Genomic DNA, 15,241 nt, shown 5'->3' with positions numbered 1-15,241 from the left:
TGCGGCGGCCGAGGGCGCCCGTCCCGAGTCGCGGCCCCTACGGCAGTTCGGACTCGTCCTCCTGGCGCACGGCCTGTTCCTCGGCGCTGTAGGCGCCCCGGTCGTGTCCGACCTCGCCGGCCACCTCCGTCTTCTCCGTGTCCCCACGGACCCCCTCGTCGGGTTCGGTCAGCCGCACCCCCTCCGTTTGCTCCTCGGGCGGGGAAACGGTGTCCGGGCGGGCCGGGGCGGTGCTGCCGCCCGCCTCCGGAGCGTCCGGCTCCTCTCTGGCGAGCGCCTCGTCCAACGTGTCACCGGTGGGCTCCACCGGGCTGTCGGCGGTCTCGCCCATCACGGCCGGGCCCTCGCGGTCGGTCGGTAGCGCCTGCTCCTCGGTGGAGTCCTCCTGGGCGGGCAGCCCGGCCTCCTCCCAGTCGGAGGCCTCGTCGTTGATCGGGTCCTGGGGTGCTTCCGGCGTGTTCTCGCTCATGTGCTCCCCCTAGCCACTCCGGCGCGGGCCCAATCCCCGTTCCGCGTCAGGAAGCCCCACGTGCTCCCCGCGCGGCGGACGGCCGGGACGCCCGCCGCGCGCGGTCATCCGGACGGCGCGCCCCGGGCGACGGTGGCTCAGCCGCCGTACTCGGCGCGGATGCGGTCGGCGAACCGGGCGAAGTCGGCCCCGTGCAGGAACGCCGACCTCATGGTCCCCGGGTCCGCGACCCCCTGGCCCGCGATGTCGAAGGCGGTCCCGTGGTCCACCGAGGTGCGCAGGATCGGCAGCCCCACGGTCACCGAGACCGTCCCGTCGAAGTCGACGGTCTTGGCCGCGATGTGCCCCTGGTCGTGGTACTGGGACAGCACCCCGTCGAAGCGCCCCGCCAGAAGCTGGTGGAAGACCGAGTCGGCGGGGACCGGGCCGTGGACGTCCGCGCCCCGCTCGCGCACGGCCCGCACGGCGGGGGCGATGTGCTCGATCTCCTCGTCGCCGAAGGCCCCGTTCTCCCCGCCGTGCGGGTTGACGGCGGCCACGGCCAGCCGGGGCTCGTCGTCGCCGAACACCCGGAGCGCGGTCAGCGCCTCGTCGATACAGCGGACCTGCTGCTCCTGGTTGATCCGGTCCAGGGCCCGGCGCAGGGACACGTGCCGGGTGGCGAAGAAGATCTTCTTCCCGCGCACCACGAACATGGTGTTCTGCCGGGTGGCGCCGGTCAGCGCGCCGAGCATCTCGGTGTGTCCGAGGTGCTCGCTGCCCGCCGCCCAGACGGCCTCCTTGTTGATGGGGCCGGTGACGATCCCGGCGACCTCCTTGGCCATCGCGGAGGCGGTGGCGACCTCGACGGCGCGTACCGCCGTGGCGCCCGCCCGGGCGTTCACCTCGCCCCAGGGCAGCTTCGTGCCGCCGAGGAACTCGATGTCGAGGCAGTCGATCACCCCCTCCCGTTCGGGCGGCAGGGTGTCCCAGGTCGAGAAGGAACGGATCTCCGCGTCGATCCCGCACAGGCGTACCGCCCTGACCAGCACGGACGGGTCGGCCACCACCACGCCGCGCGCGGCGGCCCCCGTCCCGACCTCCGCGAGCGCGCGCACGGTGATCTCCGGGCCGATGCCGACCGGATCGCCGACGGTCACGGCCAGGATCGGTCGTTCTGTCATCTTCTGATTCCTTCCTGTCCGGGACGGGGGCGGCACGGTGGCGCTCCCCGGGTACGAGTATCCCCACGGACGGGGTCGACAGCACTGACCGTTCAGGTGTGGCCCGGCTCGAACGAGTCCTCGTTGAGGACGACGACCGCGCCGTCCGGTACACACGCCTCGGGCAGGTCGGCCCCCCACTCCGGTTCGGCGTCCCGGTGGCCGCCTCCGGCGGTGAAGCGGTCCCCGACCACGATCGGCCCCATCGCGGGCTCCTCGACCCCGCCCCGCCCGTCGTCCAGGGGGGCGACGTTGGCCGGCCAGAGCGGAGCCGCTGATCCCACGACCTCCCCGGAAGCATCGTCCCGGAAGAGGACGACGAGGCAGCGCTCCTCGGGCAGGTAGGCGAGTTCCCCGTGGACCTGGGCCTCCATCGCGGTCGAGAAGTCGTGCACGAGGACGCGCGGATCGTCCCCGAGGGTGGTCACCTCGTCCCGCCCCGGTCCGGGGGACGCCTGTTCCGGCCCCGGGGACGTGCACGAGGTCAGCAGTACGACGGCCAGGAGGATCGTGAGGGAGCGCGCTGTCGGCACGGTGGGTGCACCTTCCAGGAGACGGAGGGGTTGCGGATCGGACGCCCCCGGGGCGCGCACGGTTCCCCGTGCCGCTTTCCCGGCCGGGCCCCGAACCGACCGCGGCCCGGGCGCATCCTCCCCGATGGGCCCACGGGCGGGGCCGCCCGTCGAGGAGGACGTATGGACACGGGCTGCTCGGTCGCCCTCGCCCTGGCGGTTCCGGGGGCGGTCGCGGTCCTGCGCACGGTGGCCGCGGCCCTGGTCGAGGCGGCCCCGGCCGTTCACCGGGACCCCATTCGTCATCAACCCGGAAAAGTAGCGGTCCTCCCCTGGGAGACGTGCGCCTGCACCCAGTCCAACAGGGGCAGCAGAAGCGCGGTGACCTCCGCGCCGTCTCCGGTCAGGCTGTACTCGACGTAGGGCGGCACCACCGGTTTGGCGTCACGCGCCACGAGGCCGTCCGTCTCCAGGGTGCGCAGGGTCTGGGCGAGCATCTTCTCGCTGATGCCGTCGATCCCGTGCCGCAGGTCGCTCCAGCGCCGCGGCCCCTCCGACAGGCCGACCAACACCAGCACCCCCCACTTGCTGGTGATGTCGCCGAGCAGGGCCCGCGACGGGCAGCCCGCGGGCAGGACGCGCCCGCCGATGCGGGGAAGCTCCGTCCGGGGCTCCTTCTTGCGAGTGTCCTGAGTGGTGTCCATCCACATAACTTACCAAAAGGTGCGTACCCCACTCATGGAATGTGTGAAAGAGGCGGCTCGTTGGCAACTACGAACTGTCGGGAGGGCTTTCCGACAGGTGATCGAAGGGAGACCCCATGTCCGTCGTCGTCACCGGTGCCACCGGCCAACTGGGCCGCCTCGTCGTCGAGTCCCTGTTGGAGAGGGGGCACCCCGCCGAGGACATCACCGCCACCGGCCGTGACACCGCCAGGATCGCCGACCTGGCCGACCGGGGCGTCACCGTCCGCCGAGCCGCCTTCGAGGACCCGGAGTCGCTTCGGGAGGCCTTCCGGGGAGCCGACACCGTCCTCCTGGTCTCCGGTACCGAACTCGGTCGACGGGTGGAACAGCACGGCAACGCCATCGAGGCGGCCAGGGAGGTCGGGGTCGGGCACCTCGTCTACACCAGCGCGCCCAGGGCCGACGAGACCACGCTGGTCCTGGCACCCGAGCACAGGGCCACCGAGGAACTCCTCGCCGCCTCCGGGCTGACCCACACGGTTCTGCGCAACGGCTGGTACAACGAACTCTCCCAGCAGGCACTGGAGCAGGCCCGGGAACACGGGGCCTTCGCGGGCAGTGCGGGTCGGGGGCGCACCGCCAGCGCGGCCCGCCGGGACCTGGCCGAGGCCGCTGCCGTGGTGTTGGCCGACCCCGCACCGCACGCCGGGGCCGTCCACGAGCTCAGCGGCGACACCGCCTGGACCAACGAGGAGCTCGCCCGGGACATCGGTGAGCTGCTGGGGCGCGAGGTCCGCTACCGGGACCTGAGCCCCGAGGAGCACCGCACCGTGCTGGCCGGGGCGGGCCTGGACGAGGCCACCGTCGAGTTCGTGGTCACGCTGGACCGCAACGTCCGCGACGGAGAACTGGCGGCCACCCCGGGAACCCTGTCCAAGCTGATCGGACGCCCCACCACCCCGGTGGCCGAGACCCTGCGCGGACTCCTCTGAGGGTTTCGCCCGGGGTGCCGCGCAGACTTGAGCGGCACCCCGGGCGGCGGGAACCGCCGACGCCCGTCCAGGGGCGGATCAGCACTCGGGCGGAAACTCGTCGGCACCCACCAGGGCGCCGTCACCGGGGTCCTCCGTGCCCACGTACACGCCGTCGTCGGCGGCCAGGAGCTCGGTGTTGAAACTCAACGTGGCGATGTCGTGCTCGGCTTCGTCCTCGAGCGCGTCGGCTGAGGTCACGCCCAGCGTGTACTCGGTGGCCGCCGACTCCGGGACGACCCGGTAGGCGGGCGCCCCCTCGCTGTCGGTGATCTCCCAGTCCTCCCCGGGGGCGGACAGGTCCACCTCGACCTCGTCGCCGGGAAAGTTCCGGGTGGCGTGCAGCTGCCATCCGTGCTCCTGCGAGTCCAGGTCGATCCGCGCGGGAGGGCTGTCCCCGCACCAGGAGATCATGACGACGGGGAACTGGTGCCGGGCGGAGAAGTGCCCGGTGGCGACGGCGCCCACGGCGCCCCCGTCGGACATGCACGAGGTCAGGAGCAGACACGCCGGGGGCAGGGCTACCAACTGTCTGAGGGTGGCTCTGTCGAGGACTGGCATGCCGTGATTGTGCCAACCGGGTTCACGCGTCGTGCGCCCGCCGGGACGGCTCCGGAGGGTGCTGGGAACGAAGAACACAGGTCACACCGGGCCTGGCGGAAATCCGCCGCGGAGTGTCGCTTCGGCGTGTCCCCGCGGGCGGTCCGGGCCGCCGGGCACCGGGTGCCCGCCCCGGCTCGCCCGCCGGAGGAGATCCGGCTGCATCCCCTGTGCCGCGGGGGATCCGGTGTTACCCGATGACCGTAGGATCGTGGCACTGATACGGCTATACGCGGTGATGAGGTAACAAACGATGAGCGATCAGGCACCTGCGATCGACACGACGATTCCGCACTCGGCACGGGTGTGGAACTACTGGCTGGGCGGTAAGGACAACTACCCGGTGGACCGGGAGGCGGGGGAGCAGTTCCTGAAGGTCTTCCCCGGGATCGCGCAGCTGGCGCGTTCCTCGCGAGCCTTCCAGGAGCGCGCCGTCAGACACCTGGCGGGCGAGGCGGGCGTGCGGCAGTTCCTCGACGTGGGCACCGGCCTGCCCACGCACAACAACACCCACGAGATCGCGCAGTCGGTGGCCCCCGAGGCGCGGATCGTCTACGTGGACAACGACCCCCTCGTGCTGACCCACGCGCGTGCCCTGCTGACCAGTTCGCCGGAGGGACGCACCCAGTACGTCCACGCGGACCTGTACGAGCCCGAGCTGATCCTGGAGAAGGCCGCCGAACTGCTGGACCTGGACCAGCCGGTCGGTCTGATGTTGATGGGTGTCCTGGGGCACGTGCAGAAGTACGAGGAGGCCGTCTCGATCGTGCGGCGCCTGCTCGCGGGCCTGCCCTCCGGCAGCTACCTGACCGTCAGCGAGGGCAGCAACGTGCACAGCGAGGAGAACGTCGAGGCCCAGGGCGAGTACAACGAGAGCGGTGCGGTGCCCTACATCCCGCGTACCCCCGAGCAGATCGGCGGCTACCTGGAGGGGTTGGAGCTGGTGGAGCCGGGGCTGGTCTCGGTCACCCAGTGGCGTCCCGTGCTGAGGGGTGATGGCCCTCCCGCCGAGGTGGACCAGTACGGCGGGGTCGGCCGCAAGCCCTGACGGGCGGACCCGCCCCCGGGACGGCGCCGCCGCCGTCGTCCCGGCGGGGCCCGGTCAGCCCCGGGCGGCCGAGTACACGCTCAGGTGCGTGTGGGCGAGGGAGAACAGCGGGGTGGGGACCCCGAGCGCGCGGCCTCTGGCGACCAGGTCGCCGACGATGTGGTCGCCCTCCACCGGGTTGTCGTGGGTGAGGTCCCAGTACATGGACGTGGAGGTGTCGCGTTCGGTGTCGGAGATGACGTCGTTCGCGAACTCCAGGATCCGGTCGCCGGGCGGGTGGCCGGCGGCGGTGGCCACGGCGACGGCCTCGGCGAGCATCCCGGCGCTGAACTCGGCTCCGCCCGGGGCCCGGTTGACCCGGCCGACGGGGGCGCGCATCAGACAGGTGACGGCGCCCAGGCTGGCCAGGAAGATCCACTTGTCCCACATCTGCTGACGGATCTCCTTGGTGGGGCGGGCGGTGAACCCGGCCCCCTCCAGGGCGGTGTGCACCCGGTCCAGGCCGATCACGGGGGAGTCGGAGAGCGGCCCGTAGACGAGTTCGCCCATCCTGCCGACCTCGACGATGCCGCCCCGCTCGTCCAGGCGGGTCATCACCATGCACACCCCGCCGTAGACGCGGTCCGGGCCGAAGCGCCCGGTGAGCACGTCCAGGTGGCGCATGCCGTTGAGGAGGGGCAGCACGACGGTGTCCGGGCCGACCGCCGCGGCGAGGTCGTCGACGGCGCCGTCCAGGCCGTAGGACTTGACCGAGACGATGACCAGGTCGTAGTCGGGGGTGAGCCGCTCGGCGGTGACCGCGCGGACGGGGACGTTCTCGGTTCGCCCGTCCAGGGTGTGGATGTCCAGGCCGTGCCCGTTCAGGAGTTCGGCGCGTGCCGGGCGGACCAGGAAGTCGACCTCGCGTCCGGCACGGACGAGTTTCGCTCCGAAGTAGCCGCCGACCGCACCCGCACCCACGACAAGGATCCTCATGTCACCTGACCTCCCGGAGGATGCCCCGCCGTTCACGGCGGGGAGGAATCCGGGACAGCAGACCTCCGCCGCACCGACTCGCATTACTCATGCCTCTCCCTGGTGTAAATCTGCTGTATGCGGACGGCGTACAAATGCCGGGCCTACCCGGACCCCGAACAAGCGGCCCAACTGGGCCGCACGTTCGGATGCGTGCGCCTGGTGTGGAACAAGACTCTCGCCGAGCGGCACGCCGCCTACCACCAGCGCGGCGAGAAGACCTCCTACAAGGCCACCGACGCCGCCCTGACCGGGTGGAAGAAGACCGAGGACCTGGCGTTCCTGTCCCAGGTCTCCTCCGTGCCGTTGCAGCAGACCCTGCGCCACCAGCACACGGCGTTCGCCAACTTCTTCGCCAAACGCGCCCGCTACCCGAGGTTCAAGTCCCGCAACGGCCGCCAGACGGCGCACTACACCCGGTCGGCGTTTCGCATCAACAACGGCAATCTGTTCCTGGCCAAGCAGACCTGCCCGCTGAAGGTGGCGTGGTCCTGGCCTGAGACGAACCTTGCGAGCCTGAACCCGACCACGGTGATCCTTTCCCGTGAGCCGGACGGCCGCTTCTACGTGACCTTCGCCGTGCAGACGACTGATCCCGAGCCCACGCCGCAGACCGGTGGTGAGGTCGGTATCGACCTGGGGGCGAAGGACTTCGCCACGTTGTCCACGGGCGAGAAGATCGCCAACCCCCGCCACCTGGAACGTAAAGCTGCGAATCTGGCCCGGTACCAACGCCGGATGGCCCGCACACAGCGCGGCTCCAACAACCGCAGGAAGGCGAAGAAGAAGGTCGCGGTGGCGCACCGCAAGATCCGCCACGCTAGGCAGGACTTCCTGCACAAGGTCTCCACGCGGATCGTGCGCAATTATGACGTGATAGCGCTCGAGGACCTCAACGTACGGGGCATGACCGCTTCCGCACGCGGCACCATCGAGCAACCCGGCAAGCAGATTCGCCAGAAGGCCGGGCTCAACCGGTCGGTGCTCGACGCCGGACTCGGGGATTTCCGCCGACAGGTGGAGTACAAGGCCGCACGGTACGGCCGCGCCCTGGTCGTGATCGACCGTTGGTTCCCCTCGTCCAAGACGTGCTCGCACTGCGGGCACCTGCTGAAGAAGCTTTCCCTGGGCACCCGGTTCTGGAGGTGTCCCATCTGCCGCACCCGACACGATCGGGACGTCAACGCGGCGAAGAACATCCTTGCGGCTGGTCGAGCCGTGGTCCGCGAACACGCGGGCGATGCCTGTGGAGCTGGTGTCAGTCGGCAAGGGTCCTCCCTTCCGCAGTCGGCGACGAAGCAGGAAACCGGACCCGTGAGGGTCGAGCCCTAGGCTCATGCGCGCGCAAGCGCGTATCGGAATCTCCGGCCTTCAGGCCGGGGAGGAAGTCAATCCCGGTTCGACGGCCCCTGTGGAACAGGCAAAACGTATGACGAGGGGATGCCCTGCCGCAAGGGCGGTCCGTCGGCCTGTGGACGACGGCGGTCCCCGTCCGGAGAGGTCCGAAGCGGGACGGGGCGACCACCTTTCTCCGAACGTACTCCCGACATGAGGCGAAATTTGGTTTTATGACCATTTTCGGGTGCTGTGCTGTTCGGGTTTTGTCTCGGGTGTTCGGTTGTCCGAAAAAGGGGTGCTCGGCCAGGGGGTTGCGGTGTGCAACGGCTTCGGAGACCATCTTCCTGATGCTCCTCCGTGTTGTTTGTTTCGGAGGGGTTATTCCTGTGGAATGTGCACAAGAAAAAGGGAGGATGTGGGATGAGGGCTCTTTCTGCTGCTGTCGTCCTGGCTCTGGGGAGTCTGCTCGCGGGGGCGGCGCCCGCTCACGCGGCGACCGGTGAGGTCGTGGTCTTCACGACCGAGTTCGAAGACCTCGTTCACTACCAGGACCCCGAGTCGGGCAGCTGTGTGCGGCTCCCCGCTACCGCACACGTGCTGGTCAACCTGACCGACTCGGACGTTCGCCTGCACCCCGGACCCGGGTGCCTGACGCCGGGTGTGCTCGTGGAGCCGGACCGGGGGTGGCACGCTCCGCCCAGCGGTCTGTTCAGCTTCTCGGTGGCCTGACCCGGGGCCGACGAAGGGGACAAAGGGCATCTGTTTCGGATTCCCTGTTTTTCTCGCCCTTTCGTGCGTTTGGGGAATGCCCGATGGTGTGGTTTGGGGTATCCGGTCTGGCTGTGTTTTTGACACGGTTTTCGCGTGGGGTTCATGATGTGTTCCTGCTTCGATGGCCCCGTGCCCCTGGAAAACGGCCCCGAGCCCCTGGAAAGGGCGCGGGGCGGGGACAGCGAACCGGAAAGGTGCACGCCCCTCATGCTGCACACCCTCATCGTCGGCCTGGGCAGATCGGGACTGGGACTGCATGCGCCGTCGCTCGCCAAGGCGCGGGCGGCGGCCCCCGCCCGCTTCGCTCCGGGGCCGGTTCTGGGGTACGACCCCCACCGCGGCCGGGCCGAGGGGGTCCTCACGGTCCCCTCCCTGGAGGAGGCCGCCCGGCGCCGTCCGCCGTCCGAGACGGTCGTCCACCTGTGTACGCCGCCGCACCTACGGGCGCGGATACTGCAGGACCTGGCCCTCCTGGGCTACCGCATGGTCATCGTGGAGAAGCCCCTGGCCCTGGACCTGGCGGAACTGGCCGAGATCGCCCGGCTGCGCCGCCGCTGGGGGATGGACCTGACCGTCTCCACTCCGTGGTCGGCCAGCGCGCTGAGCCGACGGCTGCTCGCGGTACGCCGCGGTGGAGCCTTCGGACGCCTGCGCGCCCTCACGGTGCTCCAGCACAAACCCCGCTTCACCCGCACCCTGGAGTTTCCGGGGCACCCCAGCGCCTTCGACGTCGAGGTCCCCCACGCCCTGGCCCTGGCGGTCGCACTCGCGGGCGGGGCCGACGTCGCCTCGGCCGAACTGTCCGACATGGCCGTCGCCGGAGCCCGGCTGCCCGGCCTGGGCGGGGCACGCCTGGACCTGGTTCACCACACCGGGGTGCTCACCCGGATCGAGTCCGACCTGACCGCGCCGCTGCGTGAGAGGCGCATCGTGCTGGAGTTCGACGAGGCGGTGCTGACCGGCCACTTCCCGTGCAGCGAGGCCGACCACACAGCACAGCTCTCCGTGGCCGTCCCAGGACACGAACCGGCCCGGTCGGTCTTTCCCGACGACGCGCTCACCGAGCTCCTGGGCTCCTGCTACGCACGCTACTCCAGCTCCCCCCGTCCACCGGGCGACCTGTCGGTGCACGTGGAAGCGGTCCGGCTGCTGGTCGAGGCCAAGAACCTGTGCTCACCGCACACCGCCGACCAGGAGGTGAACAGTGCTGTCGGAGCCTGAGCCGTTCCGCCTGGCAGGAATCGGGGACGAGGCCGCACCGGGGCTGCCGGAGCAGCTCACGGCCGTGACGGAGCTCGGTTGGAACCTGCTGGAGCTGCGCACCCTGGAAGGTGTGCCCGTCGCCGCCCTGACGGAGGCCGAGTTCGCGCGGGCGGCGGAGCAGATCCGCGCGCACGGTGTGGAGGTGGTCGCCGTCGCGGCCAAGATCGGGGACTGGTCGCGCCCCGCGACCGGGGACTTCGCGGTGGACCTGGCCGAACTCGACGTGCTGGCCCGGCGCTGCGCCGTACTGGGGACGCGCATGGTGCGGATCATGTCCTACCCCTCCGGAGGGCTGGCCGAGCCCGAGTGGGGGCGGCTGGTCCGCTCCCGGATGCGTGAACTGGTCCGGCGCGCCGAGGACTCGGGTCTGGTCCTGGTGCACGAGAACTGCGCCGGGTGGGCCGGAGAGGACGCCGACCGGGTCCTGGACCTGATCGCGCGGATCGACAGCCCCGCGCTCCGGGTGCTGTTCGACACCGGCAACGGGGTCGCCCACGGCTACGACGCCGTGGCCATGCTCCGCCCGCTCGCGGAGTACGTGGCCCACGTCCACGTCAAGGACGCGGTCGGCCTCCCCGGCGGCGACACCGCCTACGTGCGGCCCGGCGAGGGCGAGTCCGGGGTGGAGGAGTGCCTGCGGGTCCTGGTCGACCACGGGTACCGGGGGGCCCTGTCCATCGAACCCCACCTGGCTCTGCGCCCCCACCTGAGGGCGGACGGCGCCGACCCCGGACGCGGCGACCGGGTCGCGTTCGTGGAGTACGGGCGGGTGCTGGAGGAGATGGTGCTCCGGATCCACGACATGGAAGAGACCCGATGACGTTGACCGAGCCGGACCGCGCCCTGCTGCTGCGGTTGTTGGAAACGCCCACCGCGGGTCCCTTGGAGGTCGGTGACGCCGGCCCCGCTCCCCGCCTGTGGGAGGCCCAGCACGACTACGCCCGCGCCGCCGGACGGATCGGATTCAGGGTGGTGCACCACGCCCCGGCCGAACCGGCCGACCTGGCCGGGGACGGGGTGCCCGCCACGGTGCGCGCGGCCGCCGCGGACCCCGCCTTTCTGGCCGACCAGCCCAGCCTGGTCCTGCGCCTGGGGCCCGAGGAGGTGCCGCGCGAACGCACCGTGATGTTCAACGTCCACCTCGACACGGTCGCGGGGGGACCATCGGTCGCCTTCGACGGGGAGGTCTTCCACGGCCGGGGAGCCATCGACGCCAAGGGGCCCGCGGTGGCGCTGCTGGCCGGGGTGCGCGCCGCACGGGAGCGTTCGGCGGCTCTGGGCCGCGACAGCGCGGTGATCGTCCAGGCGGTGGCCGGGGAGGAGGGTGGCGCCATGGGTGTGCTGGGCACCCGCCCCCTGGTCGAACGCGGCCACGTGGGCCGGCTCAACGTGTTCTGCGAACCCACGTCCGGGAGGTTCCTCACCCGGTCCACGGCCTCGATGACCGCCCGGGTGTCGGTGCACGGCGACGACGCCGTCGACGACCGGCCGCACACCGGGCACAACGCCTCGGTCCTGCTGGGGTTCCTCGCCCAGCGGATGGGCCGCTCCCTGGACGGGCGAGCCCGCGAGGGGGCGGTGTGCGTGGCCGGACTGCACACCGGCACCCTGCACAACCGGGTGTACGGCACCGGAGGACTGCTGCTCAACCTCTCCTACGGCGACGCCGGGGCGGGCAGGACCCTGGAGGAGGCCGTGACCACGGCCTTCGACACCGCCGTGGCGGAGTTCTCCCACTCCTTCGCCGACACCGCCCTGTTCGCCCGGACCGCCAGGGACGCACGGCGGCTCACCCGGCTGGACTGGCCCAAACGCGGGCTGCCGGTACTGGACGACCGCGACGGATGGGGACACGACCTGCTGCGCGGGGCCGGGGTTGCGCCCTGGCCCGAGGACGAGCCCGCCTTCACCTGTGACGCCATCTGGATGGCGGACGTCCCCGACGCCTGCACGGTCGTGTTGGGCCCCGGGGACCTGGCCGCCAACGGAGCCCACGGCGACGCGGAGTTCGCCCGCCTGTCGGACCTGGACGGGTTCGCCGCCACGGTGGCCCGCCTCCTGACCTCCTTCACCGACGAGACGATTGGACGACTGTGACGACCCTCTCCCCGGAGTCCCCGGGAGCCTCCCCGCCAGGAGCGACCGTCCTGACCGACCACGGAGCCCTGCTGTCCTTCCTCACGGAGGTGTTCACGGGCCGGGGCGTGCCTCCGGGCCGTGCGGCCGAGGCGGCGCGGGCCCTGTGCCACGGCGATCTGACCGGGATGGACTCCCACGGCGTCGCCAACCTGGCCCGGCTCTACCTGCCCCTGCTCGACGAGGGGCGGGCCGACCCCCGGGCCGAGCCCCGGATCCTGGCCGACCTGGGCGCGGCCGTGCTGCTCGACGCCGAACGGTCCCTCGGGCTGTGGTCGGCCCCGGAGGCGATGGACCTGGCCGTGCGGCGGGCCGAGAGCCACGGGGTCGGGCTGGTGTCGGTGCGCGGAGCCACCCACCTGGGGTGCGCCGGACACCCGGCGCTGCGCGCGGCCGAACGCGGGCTGGTCGGCGTGGTGGCGAGCAACTGCGGGGGCCAGCGCATCGCCCGGCCCCCGGGCGGCGCGGTGACCATGTTGGGCACCAACCCGCTGGCCGTGGCCGCCCCGGCGGGCGCGCACCCCCCGTTCCTGTTGGACATGAGTACCACGGCCGCGCCCACCGGCCGGGTGCGTCAGGCGGCGCGGGAGGGTCGGTCGTTGCCCGAGGGACTGCTGTGCGACGACTCCGGTGCCCCGGTCACCGACCCGGCGGAGTTCGACGCCGGCCGGGCCCACCTGAGGTGGTTGGGCGGCGAGGTGGGCCGTTTCAAGGGCTTCGGCCTGGGACTGATGGTGGAGGTGCTGTCCGCCGTGGTGTCCGGTTCGGGGCGCGGCCCCCACGCCGACGCCCTGGCCGGTGACGGAGGGCCCGGCGGTCGGGACGACGACATCGGGTTCCTGCTGTTGGCCATCGCCCCCGACGCGTTGCGCGAAGGGGCCCGAGCCGACGCCGAGGACCTGTTCGGGGCGGTCACGGCGTGCCCTCCCCTCGACCGGGGCCGACCGGTGCGCTACCCGGGCTGGCACGAACACCACAGGATGCGGGAGCGGACCGCCCACGGGGTGCCGCTGGCCGCGGACCTGTACGCGGAACTGGTGGAGGTGGCCGCGCGGGAGGGTGTCCCCGCACCGCCGGTCTCGGGGGAGGTGCGATGAGCGGGCCCCTGCGAGTGGGAGTGGTCGGGCTGGGGGTGATCGCCCGCTTCCACCTGGCGGCGCTGGCCGACTCCCCGGACTGGGACCTGGTGGCGGTGTGCGACCTGGACCCGGCCAGGGCCCTCGAACCGCGGCCGGGCGTGACCGGGTACACCGACCACACCCGGATGCTGGCCGAGGCCGGCCTGGACGCGGTCGTGGTCACCGCACCCAACGACACGCACGCCCGCATCTGCGCCGACGCCCTCACCGCCGGGGTGGCGGTGTGCGTGGAGAAGCCCCTGGCACTGGACCTGGCGGAGGGAGAGGCGCTGGCCGCCCTGGCCCGGGACCGGGGGGTGCCGTTGACCACGGCCTTCCACCGCCGCCACAACTCCGAGTTCGCCGCCCTGCGGGAGCGGATCGGTGGGCGGACGGTGACGGAGGTGACCGTGCGCTATCTGGAACGGATCGAGGAGCACGCGGGGTCCGACACCTGGTACCTGGACCCGGCACGCTGCGGAGGCGGGTGTGTGGCCGACAACGGGCCCAACGCCTTCAACCTGGTGGAGGCGCTGCTGGGCCGGGCCGAGGTGACCGGTGCCCGGGTCGGCTACGACGAGGCCGGGGTGGACCGGTGGGCCGACGTGACGATGGTTTCCGGGCGGGCCCGGGCCCGGGTGCTCCTGGACTGGTCCCATCCCGGTGAGCGCAAGGACGTCGAGGTGCGCACGGCTGACGGCCGGGTGTGGACGGCTGACCTGCTGTCCGGGCGCCCCGCCTTCAAGGAGTCGCTGTGGCACGAGTACGAGGGCATCGCCGCCGAGTTCGCCCGGCGGGTGCGCCGGGTCGGTGCGGCGGGCGAGGACGGTGTGTCGGAGCTGCGCCTGGTCGGTGAGGTCTACCGGACGGCGCTACAGCAGGAGGGGGCGGGGCGGTGAACCCGTACGAGGACGGGCCCAAACGAGAGGTGTCCGCTGACCTGGTCAAGGTGCTGGTGCACCGCAGGGATGAGCGGGGGATGCGACTGGAGCCGTTCGCGAGCCGGTGCGTGCGCGCGGGTGAGGTCCATGAGCTGGTGGCGACCGACCACACCGGGACCGCCGCCGGTTCCAGGATCGACCGGGTGGGGTTCCTGGGTTTCGCCGAGGTCACCCGTGCGGGGGTCGTGGACCGGGGCGACGAGGTGTGGATCGGCTCCCGCCGGGTGGGTGTGGTCCTGGGGTTCGACGCGTGCCACACGCCCAACCACTACAACGTGTTGGTGCACGCCGATCCGGTGCCGACCGGGAGCGATCTGGAGCTGTCCCCGGGAGAGCCGGTCGTGTTCCGCCAGGGTGTACCGCTGGACACGGCGGGCCACCCTTTCGTGCAATCCCCCGTGAATTCCCACAAATGTCCGATATAAAAATTCGGTAGGCATGGAATTCTCTTTGCTCTGGCTTTTGCAGCGTTACTCAATGGGGTAACCTATTGGCGAAGCCGAGGTGATCACCCGGCCCTCCGGGGCTTCTTTACCCGATGTTTTATTTCCGTTTTCCGTGATTTTTTGTGGAGGATATCCTATGACGACTGCCACCAAGTCCAACGAGCGCCTCGAAGAGCGTTTCCGTCTGTGGGACAACGACGGCAACGGCGTGATCGAGCGCTCGGACTTCGAGACCGAGGCCGACGACATCATCAACCGCTTCGGTGTCCAGGACAGCCCCAAGGGCGCGGCGCTCCGGACTGCCTACCTGGGCATGTTCGACCTTCTGGCGAACGCGGCCAACACCGACCGCATGAGCAAGGAGCAGTTCACCGAGGTCGCCATGCAGGAGATCGTCAGCAAGGGTGACGCCGGCTTCGCCCGGGTCGTCCAGCCGACGATCCAGGCCATCGTCGACGTCCTGGACGTCGACGGCGACGGGGAGATCAGCCGGACCGAGATGGAGAAGTGGTTCTCTTCCATCGGTCTGAGCGGTGCCCAGGCCGACAGCGCCTTCACCGACATCGACACCGACGGCAGCGGCAACCTGTCCACCGCCGAACTGGTGGCCGCCGTGCGCGACTACCACCTCGGCAAGAACGACATCCCCCTGCTCGGCGTCTGACC

The 15,241-nt window shown here is 71.3% G+C and carries 17 protein-coding genes; 11 read left to right on the top strand and 6 right to left on the bottom strand.

Annotated features, from left to right (window positions below; translation table 11 throughout):
- Positions 1-37: 37 nt before the first annotated feature.
- The 4 genes from ACUKCB_RS08655 to ACUKCB_RS08640 form a co-directional block, all read right to left on the bottom strand.
- A complete protein-coding gene (locus ACUKCB_RS08655) occupies positions 38-469 on the bottom strand; it encodes a DUF5709 domain-containing protein (RefSeq protein WP_473040000.1) in 432 nt (143 codons plus the stop codon).
- Positions 470-606: 137 nt separating this feature from the next.
- A complete protein-coding gene (pdxA, locus tag ACUKCB_RS08650) occupies positions 607-1,632 on the bottom strand; it encodes a 4-hydroxythreonine-4-phosphate dehydrogenase PdxA (protein WP_473039999.1) in 1,026 nt (341 codons plus the stop codon).
- A 92-nt stretch (positions 1,633-1,724) separates the two neighbouring features.
- Positions 1,725-2,204, bottom strand: coding sequence for a hypothetical protein (locus ACUKCB_RS08645; protein WP_473039998.1), 480 nt, complete (start codon positions 2,202-2,204; stop codon positions 1,725-1,727).
- Between the two features lie 284 nt (positions 2,205-2,488).
- A complete protein-coding gene (locus ACUKCB_RS08640) occupies positions 2,489-2,887 on the bottom strand; it encodes a winged helix-turn-helix transcriptional regulator (RefSeq protein WP_473039997.1) in 399 nt (132 codons plus the stop codon).
- A gap of 116 nt (positions 2,888-3,003) precedes the next feature.
- On the opposite strand from ACUKCB_RS08640, the gene ACUKCB_RS08635 reads away from it, so the two are divergent.
- On the top strand, positions 3,004-3,861 hold the full coding sequence (locus tag ACUKCB_RS08635; RefSeq protein ID WP_473039996.1) for an SDR family oxidoreductase: 858 nt from the start codon (positions 3,004-3,006) through the stop codon (positions 3,859-3,861).
- Between the two features lie 78 nt (positions 3,862-3,939).
- On the opposite strand, the gene ACUKCB_RS08630 is transcribed toward ACUKCB_RS08635, so the two are convergent.
- A complete protein-coding gene (locus tag ACUKCB_RS08630; RefSeq protein ID WP_473039995.1) occupies positions 3,940-4,461 on the bottom strand; it encodes a hypothetical protein in 522 nt (173 codons plus the stop codon).
- A 292-nt stretch (positions 4,462-4,753) separates the two neighbouring features.
- On the opposite strand from ACUKCB_RS08630, the gene ACUKCB_RS08625 reads away from it, so the two are divergent.
- The gene (locus tag ACUKCB_RS08625) at positions 4,754-5,548 is read left to right on the top strand and encodes an SAM-dependent methyltransferase (RefSeq protein WP_473039994.1); all 795 of its coding nucleotides are present in this window, start codon (positions 4,754-4,756) and stop codon (positions 5,546-5,548) included.
- Between the two features lie 54 nt (positions 5,549-5,602).
- Here ACUKCB_RS08625 and ACUKCB_RS08620 read toward each other — a convergent pair whose 3' ends face one another.
- Complete coding sequence (locus tag ACUKCB_RS08620) at positions 5,603-6,523, bottom strand: ketopantoate reductase family protein (RefSeq protein ID WP_473039993.1); 921 nt, start codon at positions 6,521-6,523, stop codon at positions 5,603-5,605.
- A gap of 117 nt (positions 6,524-6,640) precedes the next feature.
- Here ACUKCB_RS08620 and ACUKCB_RS08615 point away from each other — a divergent pair, with 117 nt between their 5' ends.
- From ACUKCB_RS08615 to ACUKCB_RS08575, 9 genes are all read left to right on the top strand, one after another.
- The gene (locus tag ACUKCB_RS08615) at positions 6,641-7,894 is read left to right on the top strand and encodes an RNA-guided endonuclease InsQ/TnpB family protein (protein ID WP_473039992.1); all 1,254 of its coding nucleotides are present in this window, start codon (positions 6,641-6,643) and stop codon (positions 7,892-7,894) included.
- Between the two features lie 426 nt (positions 7,895-8,320).
- Complete coding sequence (locus tag ACUKCB_RS08610) at positions 8,321-8,629, top strand: hypothetical protein (protein ID WP_473039990.1); 309 nt, start codon at positions 8,321-8,323, stop codon at positions 8,627-8,629.
- A gap of 249 nt (positions 8,630-8,878) precedes the next feature.
- Positions 8,879-9,892 carry a Gfo/Idh/MocA family oxidoreductase gene (locus ACUKCB_RS08605; protein WP_473039988.1) on the top strand — a complete coding sequence of 338 codons (1,014 nt, stop codon included), beginning with the start codon at positions 8,879-8,881 and terminating at the stop codon, positions 9,890-9,892.
- Positions 9,876-10,754 (top strand): sugar phosphate isomerase/epimerase family protein, encoded by an 879-nt coding sequence (locus ACUKCB_RS08600; protein ID WP_473039986.1) that lies wholly within the window; start codon positions 9,876-9,878, stop codon positions 10,752-10,754. Before ACUKCB_RS08605 ends, ACUKCB_RS08600 begins: the two co-directional genes overlap by 17 nt.
- The gene (locus ACUKCB_RS08595; RefSeq protein WP_473039984.1) at positions 10,751-12,031 is read left to right on the top strand and encodes a M20/M25/M40 family metallo-hydrolase; all 1,281 of its coding nucleotides are present in this window, start codon (positions 10,751-10,753) and stop codon (positions 12,029-12,031) included. The genes ACUKCB_RS08600 and ACUKCB_RS08595 overlap by 4 nt, the downstream gene beginning before the upstream one ends.
- Positions 12,028-13,167: an Ldh family oxidoreductase gene (locus tag ACUKCB_RS08590; RefSeq protein WP_473039982.1), complete on the top strand. Its 1,140-nt coding sequence runs from the start codon at positions 12,028-12,030 to the stop codon at positions 13,165-13,167. The genes ACUKCB_RS08595 and ACUKCB_RS08590 overlap by 4 nt, the downstream gene beginning before the upstream one ends.
- Positions 13,164-14,087 carry a Gfo/Idh/MocA family protein gene (locus ACUKCB_RS08585; protein ID WP_473039981.1) on the top strand — a complete coding sequence of 308 codons (924 nt, stop codon included), beginning with the start codon at positions 13,164-13,166 and terminating at the stop codon, positions 14,085-14,087. The genes ACUKCB_RS08590 and ACUKCB_RS08585 overlap by 4 nt, the downstream gene beginning before the upstream one ends.
- Positions 14,084-14,554 (top strand): DUF6917 domain-containing protein, encoded by a 471-nt coding sequence (locus ACUKCB_RS08580; RefSeq protein WP_473039979.1) that lies wholly within the window; start codon positions 14,084-14,086, stop codon positions 14,552-14,554. Before ACUKCB_RS08585 ends, ACUKCB_RS08580 begins: the two co-directional genes overlap by 4 nt.
- Positions 14,555-14,711: 157 nt before the next feature.
- The gene (locus ACUKCB_RS08575; RefSeq protein ID WP_473039977.1) at positions 14,712-15,239 is read left to right on the top strand and encodes an EF-hand domain-containing protein; all 528 of its coding nucleotides are present in this window, start codon (positions 14,712-14,714) and stop codon (positions 15,237-15,239) included.
- Positions 15,240-15,241: the final 2 nt, after the last annotated feature.

The sequence above is a fragment of the Nocardiopsis moroccensis genome (assembly GCF_055763695.1).
This window is presented reverse-complemented; position numbering and strand designations above follow the sequence as displayed.